We start from the raw sequence: 16,684 nt of genomic DNA on the forward strand, positions 1-16,684 counted from the left end.
GAATGGCTCCCTGTTCTGGTGCTCTCTACCCGCCGGCATTCCGTGTTTCCGGAGCTTTCGGCAGACCTGGACCAATGCTTTCACTATCGGGGGTGAACATCAAGAGCCAACCGTCTTGTCGTCTGATTTTTAGCTGTTTTCAGGCTGAATAATCGCGCTCGTCGGCAATCACTTTGCCATCGTTCGGAAGGCTGCCGGGCGTGGCGATCTCGACTGTTCCGCGCAGCTTGGCGATGGCCGCCAGCGTTGTCTCTACTGCCGCTGTTTCAGGCTCGGCGCCCGGCGCGGGTTCGACCTTCAACGTCATCACGTCGATGTCCCGCGAGCGGCTGACAACCAGGCGCGCCCGGGCAATCTCGGGATGCGCATTGAGCACCTGGGCTATCTGTTTGGGATCGACAAACATGCCCTTGACCTTGGTGCGCTGATCCGCGCGGCCCATCCAGCCCTGAATTCGCGGGCCGGAACGGCCACAGGGCGAAACCCCGGGCATGATCGCCGACAGATCTCCGGTTCCGAAGCGAACCAGCGGATAGCCTGGATTGAGAGTGGTCACGACGAGTTCGCCGACTTCACCGTCAGGCACCGGATCATCGGTGCCGGGACGGACGATTTCCACGATGATGTCTTCATTGACAATCATTCCGGGATGCGGGGCGCCGCTCGCATCGGAGCTTTCATAGGCGATGACGCCAAGATCGGCGGTTGCGTAGCACTGAAGCACGGAAACGCCCCGGTCAGCGTAATATTGCCGCAGGGAGGGAAACAGTGCGCCGCCGGAGACCAGGGCCCGTTTGAACGACGTGAGATCCCGGCCCAGTTCATCGGCTTTCTCGAGAATGATCTTCAGGAAATCCGGTGTGCCGGTGTAACCGGACGGTTTCAGGCGAACGGCGGCGTCGACCTGGGCTTCGGTATTGCCCCCGCCTGCGGGAAACACCAGGCACCCCAGCGCGCGTGCGCCCTCATCCAGAATGAAGCCGCCGGGGGTCATGTGATAGACGAGAGAGTTGTGAATGACATCGCCCGCGCGAAAACCCGCGGCAAACATTGCCCGGGCCGAAGCCCAGGGGTCGACACCAAGCCCTTGCGGCTCCCACACCGGTCCGGGCGACATGAAGACCCGGGTACCCCGGAGCGCGTCCGGATCGGCCAGTCCGCCGAATGGCGGACTTGATTCCTGCATCTGCATCAGGTCGGGTTTGCGCAACACCGGGAGTTGAGCCAGGGCGGCCCGATCCCTCAGGCTGGCAGGATCAGGATGCCCGAGCCAGGCGTCGAGGACGGGAAGCCGCCTGAGACTGCGGTCCAAGAGGGCCCTGAGGCTTTCGAATGTCTCCTGCTCACGGGTTTCAGGCGCCCGCGTTTCGCGCTCATCGAAATAGCTGGTCATGGCCCGGGCCCTGCGCTTGCTGTCTAGATCCGGCGCACCAGAGTGAACTGCGAGCCGGTCGAGGACGTGCAGTTGAGCTGGGATTGAGTGGCCAGCGAGCAATTGACCCGTGAAGTTGTCTGACGCAGCAGCGATGTCAGTTCAATCTCGACCATCCTGTCTGATACGTGGCGGTAGGAGCCTTCCGCAAGAAGCGAGTTTGTATCCGTTGTCCGGGTCTCGAAGCGGCCCGCGGAAAAGCTCGAAATGATGCCGTTCGGATCAACCCACTGACCGTCAATACCTTGAGGCTGTGCTGTTGTTATCGGGCGGGGAGAATAGGTCGCCGACTGGCAGGCAACCAGCGAGCCTGCAAGTGCGCCAACGGCGATTATGCGATGTAGGTTCATGGTCCAGTGCTCCCCTCGAGCCGACATAAATATGATTCCGTCTATGAAAGAATGCAGCGCCTGTGCGCCGAAAGCAAGGCAGACGCCTGCCAGTTGCGTCAATTTGGCTCCGACCGGCAGGCGTTTGTGACAAACTTATCGAACCAGCACGTTGCGGAACTGCCAGGGATCGGTTTCGTCGATGTCTTCCGGGAACAGGCCCGGACGACCGGTCAGAGGCGTCCAGTCGGTGTAGTGGCCTTCCACCGGGCCGAGATAGGGCGACTGCACTTCCAGGCAGCGTTTGTAATCAACCTCATCGGCCTCGACGATGCCGGCATCCGGATTTTCCAGTGCCCACACCATGCCGGCCAGAACCGCTGACGTCACCTGCAGTCCGGTTGCATTCTGATAGGGCGCGATGCGGCGGGTTTCTTCCAGCGAAAGGCGCGAGCCGTACCAGTAGGCATTCTTGTCGTGACCGTAGAGCAGCACACCCAACTCATCGAGTCCCTCGACCAGTTCGTCTTCGTCAAGCACATGCTGCACCGGCTGGGCGTTGCCGCCATTGCCGAACATTTCATGCAGGGACAGTACAGCGTCATTGGCCGGATGATAGGCGTAGTGACAGGTCGGACGGTAGGTAACGTCGCCGTCCTTGTCCCTGACCGTGAAAAAGTCGGCGATCGAGATCGACTCGTTGTGGGTGACCAGGAAGCCGTATTGCGGACCGGGGGTCGGACACCAGGTGCGCACGCGGGTGTTGGCGCCGGGCTGTTCGAGATAGATTGCTGCCTTGCAGCCCTTCTTGTGCTTCTTGGCGTTTTTGGGCATCCAGTTTTCATGGGTGCCCCAGCCGAGCTCAGCCGGTTGCAGGCCTTCCGAGATGAAGCCCTCGACCGACCATGTGTTCCAGAACACGTTGAGCGGCTTGGGGTTCTTTGTCAGCTGGGTGTCGCGCTCGGCGATGTGAACACCCTTGACGCCCGTCTTCCGCATCAGTTTGGCCCAGCCCTCGCGGTCGTTCTGGTCGGGCTCTTCGAACTTGATGTCGAGATCCGTGGCGAGGTTGACCAGCGCCTGCTTGACGAACCAGGAGACCATGCCCGGGTTGGCGCCGCATGTGGAGATGGCGGTGGTGCCGCCGGGGGTCTTTTTCTTTTCGCGGCGCAGGGTTTCACGCAGCGCATAATTTGTGCGCTCGGAATTCTTCATGTGCTTGTCGAAATAGAACCCGAGCCAAGGCTCAATGACCGTATCGATGTAAAGCACATCGAGCTTGCGGCACATCTTGATCAGGTCAACCGAGCCGGTGTCGACCGAGAGATTGACGCAGAATCCCCGGCCTTCGCCTTCGCTCAGAAGCGGCTTGAGCAATTCCCTGTAGTTTTCCTTGGTAACATGCGCCTTGATGTGGCGGACGCCAAATTGCGCCAGGATTTCCATGTCGGCTGCATCGTCGCGAGGGTCAATGACAACCATCCGGCTCTTGTCGAATTTGAAGTGCCGCTCGATCAGCGGCAGGGTGCCGCGACCGATGGATCCAAAGCCGATCATCACGATAGGGCCGGTGATCTCCCCATAAACCGGATAATCCTGTTGGGTCATGCTTTCGCTCCGTTAACTGCGCTGCAGCCGTCTGCGGCGGTAGCGGCGGCGTAAACCATACTTCCTTGTTACAATAAAGCGAAATCAGAGAGCTCAGGCATCCATGGCTTCGAGTTCGTCGATCAGTCCCTCGATCATCGACAGCCCTTGATTCCAGAATCCGGGATCGGACGCATCGAGGCCGAACGGAGCGAGGAGTTCGGTGTGATGCTTGGTGCCTCCGGCCTTCAGCATGTCGAAATAACGGTCGCGGAAACCCTCGGGACTGTTTTCGTAGACGGAATAGAGGGAATTGACCAGACAATCGCCAAAGGCATAGGCGTAGACGTAAAACGGCGAATGGATGAAATGCGGGATATAGGCCCAAAAGGTCTCGTATCCTTCGGACAGTGCCACCGCCGGTCCGAGACTTTCCGATTGAACCTCGAGCCAGAGCGCACCCAGTTGGTCGGACGTCAGTTCGCCTTCGCGGCGCGCGGTGTGAACCCGTCTTTCAAATTCATAGAACGCGATCTGGCGCACCACCGTGTTGATCATGTCCTCGACCTTTTGCGCCAGCATGGCCTTGCGTTCGCGGCGGTCCGTGGTGCGCTCCAGCAGCGCACGGAAAGTCAGCATTTCGCCGAACACCGAAGCGGTTTCGGCGAGCGTCAGCGGCGTCGACGACATCAGCGCGCCTTGCGCCCCTGCAAGCACCTGATGCACGCCATGACCGAGTTCGTGAGCCAGCGTCATCACATCGCGCGGCTTGCCCAGGTAATTGACCAGCACATAGGGGTGGACCGAGGGGACGGTGGGATGGGCAAAGGCGCCGGACATCTTGCCCGGACGGCTGGGCGCATCAATCCAGCGCCGGTCGAAAAAGCGTCGGGCAATTTCGGCCATCTCCGGCGAGAACTGGTGATAGGCGGAAAGCACAGTGTTCTTGGCTTCATCCCAGGGGATTGTTTCGCTTGGCGTTTCTGGCAAAGGCGCGTTGCGGTCCCAGAATTCCAGCTTTTCCAGGCCGAGCCAGCGGGCCTTCATCGCATAGTAGCGATGCGACAGCCGCGGACAGGCTTCGCGCACCGCCTGGGCCAGCGCGTCGACCACCGGGCGCTCGACCCGGTTGGCCAGATGCCGGCTGTCGGCGATGTCTTCGAAACCACGCCAGCGGTCGGAGATTTCCTTGTCCTTGGCGAGCGTATTGGTAATCAGGGTGAAGGTGCGCAAATTTTCCCTGAATGTTGCGGCCAGCGCCTGGCCGGCCTTCTTCCGCTTCGCCCCGTCGGAATCCTGCAGCATCGACAACGTGGCTTCCAGTGGCAGCGGTTCATCATCAATGGTGAACTCGAGGCTGCCCATGGTCTCGTCGAACAGGCGGTTCCAGGCGGCGTGGCCGGTCATCGATTTTTCATGGAACAATTGTTCGATCCGGTCTTCGAGCTGATAGGGCCGGTCGAGCCGCAGGTCATGGATCCAGGGTGTGTAGCGGGCGGCCCGCGGATCCTGGCTCAAACTGTTCTCGATCACCGCATCGTCGATCCGGTTGAGTTCCAGCGCGAAGAACAGAAGATGCGCGCTTGTATCGGTCATCGCGCTCTGCACGTCACCATAGAACTTGGCGAATTTCGTGTCCGACGTGTCGGTGAAATAGGCCAGCCCGGCGTAGGATATGATCCGGCCCATCAACTCTTCAAGCTGTTCATAGGCTTCGATGGCTGCGCCCAGGCCGTCATCGCCCGAAGTCCTTGCGGCCTCCTCGATCCGGCCCTTCCAGCGCGATTCAAACTGTTCGGCGCGGTTCCGGGCTTCAGTGAGATCGGCCTTGAATTCGGGAGCATCGGGAGCGGCATACAGATCCGCCAGATTCCATCCGGGCAGGTTTCCCAGGGCGGCGTCTGCTCCCTGGGCCGTCGCGGCTGCGCGAACCGGCGCATGGTCCAGAATTGTTTTCGGCATGACGGACTCTCTTTCAAACAGGCTTGGCTAAATGGAGTTGGCGAAGCAGCCCCAACGGGTTTTACTGGCAGCGACGATTAAAATGCAAACATTTCTCGAAATCCGATTTTCAGGCTTTGCTGGCAATGTCGGCCGACGGCGAAAGCCCTGACCGTACTCTCGGTAGTGAGGAAACAAAGCTCGTGTCAAACCGAATTCTGATTGTCGATGATGACCCGGTACAGCGCCGCTTGCTCAAGGCTGCGGCCGAACGCGCCGGCTATGCGACCGAACTGTTTCAGGACGGGCGCTCGGCGCTGGCCCGGTTGAGCGATTCCGGCGATAAGGTCGATGCGGTCGTGCTTGACCTGATGATGCCGGAGATGAACGGATTGCAGATGCTGGAGCACATGCGGGCCGCCGGCATTTCGGTTCCCGTGGTCGTCCAGACCGGGCAGGGCGGCATCGAGACCGTGGTCAAGGCGATGCGTGCGGGAGCTTTCGACTTTGTCGTCAAGCCGGTTTCACCCGAACGGCTGGCGTTGTCGCTGGCCAATGCGCTCAAAGCCTCGCAAACCGGAATCGCCCCGAAATTGGCCCGCAAGGGAGCCGGGTTCAAGGATATCGTGGCCGCGAGTCCGGCCATGGAGCGGGTGCTGTCACTTGGTCATCGCGCCGCCGCCTCGACAATTCCGGTGGTGCTGGAAGGCGAATCCGGCGTCGGCAAGGAAATGATCGCGCACGCCATCCAGGTCGAAAGCAACCGGCGCAACAAACCCTTCGTGACCGTCAATTGCGGTGCAATTCCAGAAAACCTGGTCGAAAGCATCCTTTTCGGTCATGAGAAAGGCGCCTTCACCGGCGCGTCGGAACGTCATGCCGGCAAATTTTCCGAAGCCGATGGCGGCACGTTGTTTCTCGATGAAGTCGGGGAATTGCCTCAGGAGATCCAGGTCAAGCTTTTGCGCGCGGTGCAGTCGGGGGAGATTGAAACCATCGGCGCGCGAATGGCGAGAAAGGTGGATGTCCGTCTGATCTCCGCCACCAACAAGGATCTGATTGCGGAGGTCAAGGCCGGCCGGTTCCGCGAAGATCTGTATTACCGGCTCAATGTTTTCCCGATCCATGTTCCGGCGTTGCGCAAACGCAAGGAAGATATTCCACAACTTGTCCGCCATTTCACGCAGCATTTCTCTGAGACAATCGGCAGAAGCCGCGTCCGCGGCATTGCGCCGGATACCATGGCATTGCTGACCGCTCACGATTGGCCTGGTAATATCCGCGAACTGGAAAATGCCATTCACAGGGCAATCGTGCTATGCGACGGCGACACGTTGACGAGTGACCTTTTTCCGCAAATTGCCGCTCAGATGCCGGGCTACAGTCTCGTAGCCCGGGCGGATTGCGAAAATTCGTCAAGTTTTCCCACGGTACCTTTCGAGGTGCTTGGTCTGATGGCTGCCGACCGGGACGCGGGGATAGAGCCCTTTGATATGCCCGAGACCGCGGAGCAGGCAATGCCTGTCGGATTGGGCTTGCCTGCGGTCAACGCGGTGACGCTTGATGGCGAAGTGCGTCCTATTTCAGAGGTTGAAGAGGAACTTATCCGCTTTGCGTTGTCGTTTTATCGCGGGCAGATGAGCGAAGTCGCACGACGTCTCGGGATTGGTCGATCAACGCTTTACCGCAAGCTCAAGGATTACGCGATTGATCCCGACAACCCCGGACGCGAGGCCGCTTGACCGCTAAAAACCACCGACCTTGAAAATATGTTGCCGAATTGATCTGTTTCATTCCTTGTTAAGTGTTCGTTCACTATAAGGGGTTGAGCAGCGGTACATGGCGGTGCTTGCCATTGTGTCACCGCATTTGACCACCAAATGGTGATCAACAACGGTTTTCCGGCGTTCGGGGACGACTTTGGCGACAATGACAACAGATTCAGATTTGGCACCATCCACATGGCTTGCACTCACCTCCAGTTGGTGCGGCCTGTGCTCGGCTGTGGTGTCGTCGGGGTTTCGCTACTGTTTGCTGGCGCTGATCGCAACATCCGCCATGTTGGTGACATCTGCCGGTGCATCAGCGGAAACCCGTTCTCTCAAGCTGTACTACATCCACACCAAGGAAAAAGCCGAGATCGTCTTCAAGCGCAACGGCCGATACGATCAGGCCGGATTGAAAAAACTCAATCGCTTCCTGCGGGATTTCCGGCGCAACGAGCCGACCAACATGGATCCCCGGTTGTTCGATCTGGTATGGGAAGTCTACCAAAAGGTCGGAGCGCGGGACTATATCAATGTTGTCTCGGCCTACCGCTCGCCGGCCACCAACGAGATGTTGCGCCGGACCCGTGGCGGGCAGGCCAAGAAAAGCCAGCATATGCTCGGCAAGGCGATGGACTTCTTCATTCCCGGGGTCAAACTCACCACGCTTCGCGCCACGGCGATGAAATTGCAGGGTGGCGGCGTCGGATATTATCCGAAATCCGGTTCGCCCTTTGTCCATGTCGATGTGGCAAGCGTGCGCGCCTGGCCCCGTATGAGCCGGCAGGAGTTGAGCAGGCTTTTTCCTGACGGAAAGACCCTGCATCTTCCGCCGGATGGCAAGCCGCTTCCCGGATACAAGGTCGCCCTGGCCGATTACAAACGGCGTGGCGGTGCAATAGTGTCGACCAGCAGCAGCAATTCGAATTCCAGCAACAAGCGCTCGGGCGGTTTGTTGGCGGCGCTGTTTGGCGGCGACGAGGATGAAGAACCAGAGGCAATCGCCGCGGCGCCAACTCCTGCGCCCGCGCCACCCCGCACGGAAGTGGCAGGATTGCCCGGTGTCACGGATGCACCGGCGGACATAGCTCCGGAACCACAGCTTGCATTGGCGCTTCCGGCGCGCGGACCGGTTCCCGGCGCACGGCCGGCGCTTGAGCCAGCCATTGTGGTTGCCGCACTGGCTCCACCGGAACCAATTGTGCCTGCCCAGGCCGAGATCAATGCGTATGCCGCGGCCGCAAATGCGGAAGTCGTCACGGCGCCTTTGGAAAATGCCGTTGTCGATCTCGCCAGCATTCGCGCACCGATCCCGGAATTTCTAGCCGAGCGGACCGGCGGGTCAGACCCGGCGCCTGAAACGCCGGCGGTAGAGATGGCCGAGTTGCCGGTTCCGAACCTGATCAGGGCGCGTATGCTTTCGGACACAACGGAGCCAGCCGCGGACATGAAGCCAGCCGCGGACATGAAGATTGCCTCGGCATCGCCGGAATCCGTCAAGCTTCCGTCAAACCAGCCCTCGCAGGCTGAGGTGGCCGCGGCTTCGCCGGTGGGGGAGGGGTTTGTGCCGCTGCCGATCCGCCGGCCTGCCAATCGCGCCGCGGATCGTGTTGCGGTGCCGGTACCTGAAGAGATCCAGGTCGCATCGCTTGCTCCGCCGACGCGCGGTGCACGTTTGGCCGGATCGTCCGCGACGATTTCTTCACCTCGCAAAGGCGACCGTCCGACCGCCGCCGAGGTGGCGGGGCAGGCCCAGCGTGTCGCGATCCGCACCGAGCCGAAATTGACCGATACCATGATCTCGAAATGGGCCCTGGCGCAGGAACGCGTGCAGACCATGGCGGTCCAGCCGGGCAAGTCGCGTCATTTTGTCGTCACCCAATTGCGCGCCGCGCCAAAGGTGGTTTACGCGAACGCCTTTGCGCCGGGCGGCGGCGACTTGCCGCACAACCAGTTCAGCGGTTCGGCTGTCAATTTCGTCACCGTCGCACGGTTCGACAAGTAGATCTCATCTGAGAAACCCCAAAAAATATGGCCGCCCAACTTGCTTCAGTTGGGCGGCCATATTGGTTTTCAGTGACTGACGAGTTGTCCCGCATCTGCGGCTCGAACCTGCTGCAGGCGCGCCCTCGATCTGATCAAGGGTGGGAAATCGTGTGGCCAGGAGGCACTCGCACCTTGGTTTCAGGCGAGCTGATTGCGGTTGATATGGAATCGCCAGGACGTGACAGGGGTCAGCTGGCGTCTTCTGGTTCCGGAGCCATGCCGAGAGCGTGCAGATAGGTGTCGAGAATAGCCTCCTGCTCAAGCCGGTCGTTCTGGTCCTGCTTGCGGATGGCAACGACCTTGCGGAGCACCTTGGTGTCGTAACCGTTGGATTTCGCCTCGCCATAGACATCCTTGATGTCGTCAGCGATGGTTTTCTTTTCTTCTTCCAGCCGTTCAATGCGTTCGACAATGGAACGGAGCTGGTCGCGGGCGACGGCGCCGGCATCAGACATGGGATCACTCCTGAATGGACAGATGAGAGGTTGATAGGGTGAGGCCTCAAGTGCCCAAAGGCGGCCTTCGGGTCAAGGGCGTTTGCGATATCTGAACCGATTATTCGGCTTCCTGTGGACATGCGTGGACGGGGCCGGTCTAAACCACGCGGGAACCGTGCAGCTCGACCTCGTGCAAATCCGCACGTTCGGCCATCGATGCGAGAATCGGCGACAGGCGGTCGATCCACGAGTTGATGCCGGCTCTTTCGGAAATCAGGTCCTGGCGGATTTCGAGCAATCCGTGCGCGAGACCCGTCATCGAGCAATGCCTGTGCATCGTGTCACCCCGGAGCGCTCCGTCATAAGGTTCGTTGTCGCCCACCACCAGCGCCGGATCGGCGCGCAGCAGATCGATCAGAAGCTGCGCCGCGCGCGGGTCGGTGTCCCACAACACGCCGGCATGCCAAGGCCTGGCGACGCCCTTCCAGGCGTGCGTGAAGGAATGCATGGAAATCACCAGCGGGGGTTTGGAGGACTTGCGCCAGGTTTCGGCAATCACCGTGGCCACAGCGTCATGATAGGGGCGGTGATAAAGGTTCAGACGACGGTCCCGCTCCTCCTCGCTGAGCGGGTGATTGGCCGGTATGACCATCCCGTCGGAAAGTTTCATGATCAGCGTCGGATCATCCTCACCGCGATTGGGGTCGATCAGCAGTCTCGAGAAACAGCCCAGAACCGCGGGAACTCCCAGGCTGGCGCAGAGACCGCGTGTCACGTCTTCCACACCAATGTCATAGGCGATGTGGCGGGTGAAGGCTTCCGCGGGCAGGCCCAGATCGCCATACTCGGCAGGCAGCCGGTTCATGGCGTGATCGGCAAGAATCACCAGGGAGCGGCTTGGGTCGCCAGGAATGATTTCAAAGGGCTTAAAGCCGGACATGGCGGATTCGGATACCGGTATTTGGGATGGACGATGAGACCGGATCAATTGCATAGCCGCGTCTTCCGGGCAACCACAAGGATCGGGTTCTTTGCATTCTCACAGTTTGTGCTAGCCTGCTAAGCTTGACTTTAGTCGGAGGTCTTTCGTTGACTTTCACCGCCCCCCGGCGCAAAAAGCAACACATAATCCCCAAGCGGAGACTGACCGAAATTGATGTTTCGCAAGTTGCCACAAGCCCGTTCTTCCATCACCAGATTCGCTGTACTCATTCCCCTGACGCTCGGGGGACTGATGCTCGCAACCGTGGGGGAGGCGAAGGCGGATTTCAGAGTGTGCAACGGGACCCAGTCCCTGGTGGGGGGCGCGATCGGCTACCGCACGGCGGAAGGGTGGGTGACGGAAGGCTGGTGGCAGATACCGGCCAATTCCTGCGCGACCCTGATCGAAGGTCAACTGGGATCGCGATATTATTATCTCTATGCCGAAGATGCCGGTGGCGGCGGCCGCTGGGCCGGTGACATCAACATGTGCGTCGCCGACAATGAGTTTCGCATTGTCGGGGTCGAAGACTGTTTCGCTCGTGGTTTTCAGCGCGTGGGATTCAAGGAATACGACACCGGACGGCAAGGCAGCTGGATGGTCCAGCTTTCTGATGCCCCGGAAGCGCCGGAAAGCTCAAATTGATGAAGCGGTTACGTAATGTGAAAATTCTCGCGACGCTCGGGCCTGCCTCGTCCGATGAAGCGATGATCAAGAAACTGCACGAAGCAGGCGCCGATCTGTTTCGCATCAACATGAGCCATTCCACTCATGAGATGATGCGCACGCTGGTCGGTCGTATCCGCGCCGTGGAGAAAGAATGCGGGCGTCCGATCGGCATTCTCGCCGACCTTCAGGGGCCGAAACTGCGGGTAGGGAAATTTGCCGACGGGGCGGTGACGCTGACTGCCGGCCAGACATTCGTGCTGGACAATCGCGACGAGCCGGGTGATTCGACACGCGTCTTCCTGCCGCATCCTGAAATCCTCGAGGCGGTCCAGCCCGGTCACCGGCTGCTGATCGATGATGGGCGATTGCAATTGCTTGCTGTCGAATCAGACAAGACCTCAATCACCTGCACCGTTGTCAGCGGCACCAAGATTTCCGATCGGAAGGGCGTCAGCCTGCCCGATACCACGCTCGGTGTCGGCGCACTGACCGAGAAGGACAGAAGCGATCTCGATGCAGTGCTGGCCGTCAATGATGTCGACTGGGTTGCCTTGTCATTTATTCAGCGGCCCGAAGACCTTTCCGAAGTTCGCAAGATTGCCCGTGGCCGCGTCGGCCTGATGTCGAAAATCGAAAAGCCCCAGGCGATTGAACGGATAGACGAGATCATCGAATTGTCGGATGCGCTGATGGTGGCGCGCGGCGATCTGGGCGTCGAGATGCCGATAGAATCGGTGCCGGGGATCCAGAAACAGCTCACTCGCGCTTGCCGCAAGGCCGGCAAGCCCGTGGTGGTTGCTACCCAGATGCTGGAATCCATGATCTCGGCGCCGGTTCCCACCCGAGCCGAAGTTTCCGATGTCGCAACCGCCGTGTTTGAAGGCGCGGATGCCGTGATGCTGTCGGCTGAATCGGCAGCCGGGGATTATCCGGTCGAAGCGGTCACGATGATGGCGGCGATCGCCCGCAAGGTGGAGCGCGATCCCAACTATCCCGGCATTATCTATTCCCAGCGCCCGCAGCCTGACGCCACCGGTGCCGATGCAATCTCGCTCGCCGCTCGCCAGATCGCCGAAACGCTCAATCTGTCGGCAATCGTCTGCTATACCTCGTCAGGCAATACCGGTCTGCGCGCCGCGCGCGAACGGCCGAATGTGCCGATCATCGCGCTGTCGCCGGTGATCCAGACCGCACGGCGGCTGTCGGTCGTCTGGGGACTGCATTGCGTGGTGACCCAGGATGCAACAGATCTTGACGACATGGTGGACCGCGCCTGCCGCATCGCTTTCCGTGAGGAATTCGGCAAGCCGGGCGATCGCATCATCATTTCTGCTGGCGTGCCGCTTGGTACGCCAGGCTCAACCAACATGCTGCGAATTGCCTATATCGGTTCGGACGGCATGACCGGGATCTGACCGTCCGCCGGGCAGCGATCTGTACCGCAATGACTTTTATCCGGCGGAGGAAACTTCGCCGGAGCAACTTGCATCATCGTCCGCCAAGGCTGCTTCCGCCGATGCGGTCGCGGCCTTCAGGTCGACGTCGAAGCCTGAGACCTTCTCGATGGCCCGGACTGCGAGGTCGGTTGTGACGTGATCCGGCTTGTGGCCGAGATTGCGGATCCAGAGCAGTTCCGCGCCAGCGATATCGCGCGCCAATCCCTCCGAATGAATATGGGCGAGCACCACGGAATCGCTGTCGCCGGTGATGATGACCGTCGGCGCGGTAATCCGGCTGTAGTGTGGCGAAACGCGCGCGAGATAGGGTTTGAGGCCGGAAACATCTATGGCGTTGTTGCGAAACGCCTTTGGCCTGAGCACCAGAGCCGGTGCGGTCCGGGCGATGTAGTCATCTGGCTTGGGATTTGGCGCGAAAACGCAAGCCGAGCCGCTTTCGAGCCGGGTAAGTCCTGCCGGCAGCGCCAGCGTGTTGGCAAACAGCGGACCGATGACGGGCATGCCGGTCAGACCGTAGTACCAGGCTATCCCACCTGGCCAGGGATGCGTGGCAGGTGCCAGAAACACCAGCCCGGCGGTCATTTCAGGATGAGCCAGGGCAAAACTTGCCGCGATCGCCCCGCCAAAGGAATGACCGATGATGACGGCCTTGGAGATTCCCCTGGCTTGCATTGCGCGTGCAACGGCTTCCGCCTGGCCATCGGGGGTGTTGTTTTCGCTTCCTCCGCGTTCCGACCAGCCGTGGCCCGGACGGTCGATGAACAGCATTTCGGCGCGGCCCTCGAACCAGGGTCGGAACGGGATCATCTGATCGAGCAAGTTGCCGCTGGCGCCGTGAATGAACACCAGTGGCGGCAGATCGGCCGTGCCGGGACGCGGGACATGCACAGCGTGAAGAGTGTAGCCGCCGACATCAATCATCTCGCCCACGGGCGGATAAAGCGCCTCTATCGAGCGAGCTTTCATCTGCGTCCATGCGGCGAGACCGGCGAGCAGCAAAGCCACGGCAGGGATTGTGTAGATCATGATGGTCCGGATCGATCTTTGGAGGGGCATGAGTCATCAATGATTGAGAGCTGGAAGGAAGGGATGGTGACCTCTGCTTCCATGACGATGCAGCGCGGGATAAGTTTCAGAGGAAATCAGGTCTTTCTGCCTGCCAGCTTGTCGGCCAGTTCTCCCACCTTTTGCTGGGCCTGGCGGTTGGCAGGATAGATCTCGAGCATTTGTTCCCAGGCCCTGAGTTCGAGCTCATCGTTTCCCGACTCCGAGAGAATCGCAGCCATGCCGGCAATGGCGCCGAAATGGCGCGGCTCCAAAGTCAGGACCCGGTTTATGTCGACCATGGATTTTCCGTGGTTGCCCATCATGAAATGCAGCGTTGCCCTGCGGTTCCATCCCTCCACGTAGTCGGGCATCAGCACGATTGCCTGGTCCAGCAGATCAAGCGCCAGGCCATTCTTGCGGTCGGAGACGGCCTTGTCGGCCCATTGCATCAGGAGATTGACGGTGGCGCTGCCCGAATCGCGCCATTGTGCCCAGATCCGTTCGCTGATTCGCCTGGCCTTCTGATCATCGCGCTCATGCTTGAGATCTGAAAACAGCGTGTCGAGCGTGACACTGGGCGTCGCCGATGCGCTTGCCGCAGGAGCTTCAAGCCCGGTTTGAGCCAATGCAGGCATAACCGGCAAGGCTGCAAGCAGTGCGGTGGCAACGGACAGGGCAGGGAAGCTGAAAGACGAAAAATGGCGCATACCGGAAAACTAGTCCGTCTGCGCCAAATTTCAATGCAAATTTCGGTGAAGGCCAAGCGGCCTGCGCCTTCAGCCCTGACGAGCCTTGAAACGCGGGTTCTGCTTGTTGATGATGTAAACCCGGCCCTTGCGGCGAACCAGACGGTTGTCGCGGTGACGGGCCTTGAGCGCCTTAAGCGAATTCTTGATCTTCATTGTTCTGATCCGCACGTTATCTGGGCGACCGGGTCGCCTATTCAATCAAAAGCGCGCCAGCAAGGACGCGCTCATCGGTTGGCACGGCATGTAGCCGCTTGGGCATTTACTGTCAACTCCGGGAAGGGTTTTTCCCGCCCGGAAGCACTCCGAAAGCCTATTTTCGCGGCGCGATCCGGGTAACGTGTCCCATCTTGCGGCCGGCGCGCGCATCCGCTTTTCCGTAGAGATGGATCACTGTGCCGGGTTCGGCCGCCAAATCGGTCAGTGTGTCGACGTCGTCGCCAATCAGGTTTTCCATCACGCAATCTGAATGCCGGGCCGGATCACCGAGCGGCAGGCCGGTGATGGCGCGTATATGCTGTTCAAATTGCGAAATGGCACAGGCAGCTTCGGTCCAGTGCCCGGAATTGTGCACCCGGGGCGCGATTTCATTGACCAGCAGCCGGTGGGTGTCTCCATCGCGGACGGCAAAGAATTCGACGGCGAAGACGCCGATATAATCCAGATGACCGGCTATTGCGGACGCAATTTCAAGCGCCTGTGCGCAGGCCTCGGGGCCCAGCTGCGAGGGAACCGTCGACGTATGCAGGATATGGTCGTGATGAACATTCTGCACCACATCGAAGGCCCGGACCTCGCCCGACAGGCCGCGCGCGGCGATCACCGAGACTTCGCACTCGAAATGCACGAAGGATTCGAGGATCGCCATCTGGCCCTTCATGGCGGCAAAAGCCTCGTCAGCGTCTTCCGGCCGGACAAGCTTCGCCTGGCCTTTGCCGTCATAGCCCAGTCGAGTCGTCTTCAAGACAGCCGGCAGACCGGTGGTGAGGATGGCGTCTTCCAGATCAGTCCGGCTCGAAACGGCGGCAAACAAAGCTGTTTCAGCGCCCAGTTCCCGCGCCATGGTTTTTTCAAGAAGCCGGTCCTGGGCCACTTCGAGAGCCCTGGATCCCGGTCGGACGGGTATGTGCGCCTCAAGCCACCGGACTGCGGTGACAGGCACGTTCTCGAATTCGTAGGTGACGACATCGCAGAGCACCGCCAGTTGCTCGAGCGCTTCGGGGTCGTCATAGCGGGCGACGATCTGGCTGTTGGCGACCTGTGCGGCGGGTGCATGGATATCGGGTTCAAGAATCACGGTCTTGTAGCCCAGCCGCGCGGCCGCCATTGCCAGCATCCGGCCGAGCTGGCCGCCGCCGATGATGCCGATGACGGCGCCGGGCAGGAGTGGTTGCTCGCTCATGGCTGATCAACCGGCTGGTCGGCCACGGCATCGGTGCGTGCCTGACGCCAGGCGTCGAGTCGCTGTGCCAGTGCTTCGTCGGACAAGGCCAGAACACTCACGGCAAGCAACGCCGCATTGATTGCGCCAGCCTTGCCGATAGCCAACGTGCCGACGGGAATGCCTGCCGGCATTTGAACGATCGACAAGAGGCTGTCCTGTCCCGAAAGCGCTTTGGATTCGACCGGGACCCCGAAGACCGGCAAGGGGGTGAAGGCAGCGGTCATGCCGGGCAGGTGGGCCGCGCCGCCCGCGCCGGCGATAATCACCTTGAAGCCGTCGGCCCGGGCGCCCTTGGCAAATTCCACCAGGCGGTCGGGCGTGCGGTGTGCCGAGACGATCAGGGGGCGATGCGATACGCCCAATTCCTCAAGTGTCTCGCAGGCGTGCTTCATTGTGGGCCAGTCAGACTGACTGCCCATGATTACGGCCACTTTCGGTGTATCAGCAAGGGTCATTGTCGCTCCCCCGTCAGGCGATGATATCAGGGATGATCTGGTCCTCGAGCTCGGTAATCTTGTCCTTGATCGCCAGCTTCTTCTTTTTCATGCGCTGAATGCGCAGCTGGTCGCAACCAGTTTTTATCATGGCGTTGATCGCAACGTCGAAGTCTTCATGCTCATGGCGCAACCGCGCGACGAGCATGCGACGCTCCGCCTGTTCCTGGTCGGACATAAATTTTCCCCGTCTTACGCATCTTGTCGGCGCTGGTCCCGACGTGTTTGTCATTTCGGCGCTCGTAGCACAGAATCGGGTTTAACAGGAAGTTATCTCAAATCTAGAAATCACCTTCGACAAAAGGAA

General features: G+C 60.1%; 16 protein-coding genes. 4 read left to right on the top strand and 12 right to left on the bottom strand.

Annotated features, from left to right (window positions below; all coding sequences use genetic code 11):
• Positions 1-139: 139 nt before the first annotated feature.
• From ABJN75_RS08040 to ABJN75_RS08055, 4 genes are all read right to left on the bottom strand, one after another.
• Positions 140-1,393, bottom strand: a complete 1,254-nt coding sequence (locus tag ABJN75_RS08040) for an AMP-binding protein (RefSeq protein WP_348438520.1) — start codon at positions 1,391-1,393, stop codon at positions 140-142.
• 23 nt (positions 1,394-1,416) lie between these two features.
• Positions 1,417-1,782, bottom strand: a complete 366-nt coding sequence (gene omp10, locus ABJN75_RS08045) for an outer membrane lipoprotein Omp10 (protein WP_348438522.1) — start codon at positions 1,780-1,782, stop codon at positions 1,417-1,419.
• Positions 1,783-1,917: 135 nt separating this feature from the next.
• Positions 1,918-3,369, bottom strand: coding sequence for a homospermidine synthase (locus ABJN75_RS08050; protein WP_348438524.1), 1,452 nt, complete (start codon positions 3,367-3,369; stop codon positions 1,918-1,920).
• 93 nt (positions 3,370-3,462) lie between these two features.
• A complete protein-coding gene (locus ABJN75_RS08055) occupies positions 3,463-5,310 on the bottom strand; it encodes a M3 family oligoendopeptidase (protein ID WP_348438526.1) in 1,848 nt (615 codons plus the stop codon).
• A 182-nt stretch (positions 5,311-5,492) separates the two neighbouring features.
• On the opposite strand from ABJN75_RS08055, the gene ABJN75_RS08060 reads away from it, so the two are divergent.
• Together ABJN75_RS08060 and ABJN75_RS08065 are read left to right on the top strand one after the other, a co-directional pair.
• Positions 5,493-7,031, top strand: coding sequence for a sigma-54 dependent transcriptional regulator (locus ABJN75_RS08060; RefSeq protein ID WP_348438528.1), 1,539 nt, complete (start codon positions 5,493-5,495; stop codon positions 7,029-7,031).
• Between the two features lie 205 nt (positions 7,032-7,236).
• The gene (locus tag ABJN75_RS08065) at positions 7,237-9,060 is read left to right on the top strand and encodes a DUF882 domain-containing protein (protein ID WP_348438530.1); all 1,824 of its coding nucleotides are present in this window, start codon (positions 7,237-7,239) and stop codon (positions 9,058-9,060) included.
• Between the two features lie 229 nt (positions 9,061-9,289).
• Here ABJN75_RS08065 and ABJN75_RS08070 read toward each other — a convergent pair whose 3' ends face one another.
• Complete coding sequence (locus ABJN75_RS08070) at positions 9,290-9,556, bottom strand: DUF2312 domain-containing protein (protein WP_290888798.1); 267 nt, start codon at positions 9,554-9,556, stop codon at positions 9,290-9,292.
• A 139-nt stretch (positions 9,557-9,695) separates the two neighbouring features.
• On the bottom strand, positions 9,696-10,478 hold the full coding sequence (locus ABJN75_RS08075; protein ID WP_348438532.1) for an N-formylglutamate amidohydrolase: 783 nt from the start codon (positions 10,476-10,478) through the stop codon (positions 9,696-9,698).
• 294 nt (positions 10,479-10,772) lie between these two features.
• Between ABJN75_RS08075 and ABJN75_RS08080 the strand changes: the two genes are divergently transcribed.
• Both ABJN75_RS08080 and pyk read left to right on the top strand, forming a co-directional pair.
• Positions 10,773-11,165: a DUF1036 domain-containing protein gene (locus ABJN75_RS08080; protein ID WP_348438577.1), complete on the top strand. Its 393-nt coding sequence runs from the start codon at positions 10,773-10,775 to the stop codon at positions 11,163-11,165.
• A complete protein-coding gene (pyk, locus tag ABJN75_RS08085; RefSeq protein WP_348438534.1) occupies positions 11,165-12,604 on the top strand; it encodes a pyruvate kinase in 1,440 nt (479 codons plus the stop codon). Before ABJN75_RS08080 ends, pyk begins: the two co-directional genes overlap by 1 nt.
• Before the next feature lie 36 nt (positions 12,605-12,640).
• On the opposite strand, the gene ABJN75_RS08090 is transcribed toward pyk, so the two are convergent.
• From ABJN75_RS08090 to ABJN75_RS08115, 6 genes are all read right to left on the bottom strand, one after another.
• Positions 12,641-13,672 carry an alpha/beta hydrolase gene (locus tag ABJN75_RS08090; protein ID WP_348438579.1) on the bottom strand — a complete coding sequence of 344 codons (1,032 nt, stop codon included), beginning with the start codon at positions 13,670-13,672 and terminating at the stop codon, positions 12,641-12,643.
• A 116-nt stretch (positions 13,673-13,788) separates the two neighbouring features.
• Positions 13,789-14,328 carry a hypothetical protein gene (locus tag ABJN75_RS08095; RefSeq protein ID WP_348438581.1) on the bottom strand — a complete coding sequence of 180 codons (540 nt, stop codon included), beginning with the start codon at positions 14,326-14,328 and terminating at the stop codon, positions 13,789-13,791.
• 141 nt (positions 14,329-14,469) lie between these two features.
• The gene (ykgO, locus tag ABJN75_RS08100; RefSeq protein ID WP_003497670.1) at positions 14,470-14,595 is read right to left on the bottom strand and encodes a type B 50S ribosomal protein L36; all 126 of its coding nucleotides are present in this window, start codon (positions 14,593-14,595) and stop codon (positions 14,470-14,472) included.
• A 157-nt stretch (positions 14,596-14,752) separates the two neighbouring features.
• A complete protein-coding gene (locus ABJN75_RS08105; RefSeq protein WP_348438537.1) occupies positions 14,753-15,841 on the bottom strand; it encodes a 5-(carboxyamino)imidazole ribonucleotide synthase in 1,089 nt (362 codons plus the stop codon).
• Positions 15,838-16,338: a 5-(carboxyamino)imidazole ribonucleotide mutase gene (gene purE, locus ABJN75_RS08110; protein WP_348438539.1), complete on the bottom strand. Its 501-nt coding sequence runs from the start codon at positions 16,336-16,338 to the stop codon at positions 15,838-15,840. The genes ABJN75_RS08105 and purE overlap by 4 nt, the downstream gene beginning before the upstream one ends.
• Before the next feature lie 13 nt (positions 16,339-16,351).
• Entirely contained in the window at positions 16,352-16,555 is a 204-nt protein-coding gene (locus ABJN75_RS08115; RefSeq protein ID WP_348438541.1) for a DUF465 domain-containing protein, read from the bottom strand.
• Positions 16,556-16,684: the final 129 nt, after the last annotated feature.

It is taken from the genome of Hoeflea sp. (assembly GCF_039975035.1).
In the GTDB taxonomy this organism is placed as follows: domain Bacteria; phylum Pseudomonadota; class Alphaproteobacteria; order Rhizobiales; family Rhizobiaceae; genus Hoeflea.

Excerpts from the sequence above, each read along its gene's own strand:
- ABJN75_RS08040 (WP_348438520.1), bottom strand. The coding sequence starts at position 1,393 with ATGACCAGCTATTTCGATGAGCGCGAAACGCGGGCGCCTGAAACCCGT.
- omp10 (WP_348438522.1), bottom strand. The coding sequence starts at position 1,782 with ATGAACCTACATCGCATAATCGCCGTTGGCGCACTTGCAGGCTCGCTG.
- ABJN75_RS08050 (WP_348438524.1), bottom strand. The coding sequence starts at position 3,369 with ATGACCCAACAGGATTATCCGGTTTATGGGGAGATCACCGGCCCTATC.
- ABJN75_RS08055 (WP_348438526.1), bottom strand. The coding sequence starts at position 5,310 with ATGCCGAAAACAATTCTGGACCATGCGCCGGTTCGCGCAGCCGCGACG.
- ABJN75_RS08070 (WP_290888798.1), bottom strand. The coding sequence starts at position 9,556 with ATGTCTGATGCCGGCGCCGTCGCCCGCGACCAGCTCCGTTCCATTGTC.
- ABJN75_RS08075 (WP_348438532.1), bottom strand. The coding sequence starts at position 10,478 with ATGTCCGGCTTTAAGCCCTTTGAAATCATTCCTGGCGACCCAAGCCGC.
- ABJN75_RS08080 (WP_348438577.1), top strand. The coding sequence starts at position 10,773 with ATGCTCGCAACCGTGGGGGAGGCGAAGGCGGATTTCAGAGTGTGCAAC.
- pyk (WP_348438534.1), top strand. The coding sequence starts at position 11,165 with ATGAAGCGGTTACGTAATGTGAAAATTCTCGCGACGCTCGGGCCTGCC.
- ABJN75_RS08090 (WP_348438579.1), bottom strand. The coding sequence starts at position 13,672 with ATGATCTACACAATCCCTGCCGTGGCTTTGCTGCTCGCCGGTCTCGCC.
- ABJN75_RS08095 (WP_348438581.1), bottom strand. The coding sequence starts at position 14,328 with ATGCCTGCATTGGCTCAAACCGGGCTTGAAGCTCCTGCGGCAAGCGCA.
- ykgO (WP_003497670.1), bottom strand. The coding sequence starts at position 14,595 with ATGAAGATCAAGAATTCGCTTAAGGCGCTCAAGGCCCGTCACCGCGAC.
- ABJN75_RS08105 (WP_348438537.1), bottom strand. The coding sequence starts at position 15,841 with ATGAGCGAGCAACCACTCCTGCCCGGCGCCGTCATCGGCATCATCGGC.
- purE (WP_348438539.1), bottom strand. The coding sequence starts at position 16,338 with ATGACCCTTGCTGATACACCGAAAGTGGCCGTAATCATGGGCAGTCAG.
- ABJN75_RS08115 (WP_348438541.1), bottom strand. The coding sequence starts at position 16,555 with ATGTCCGACCAGGAACAGGCGGAGCGTCGCATGCTCGTCGCGCGGTTG.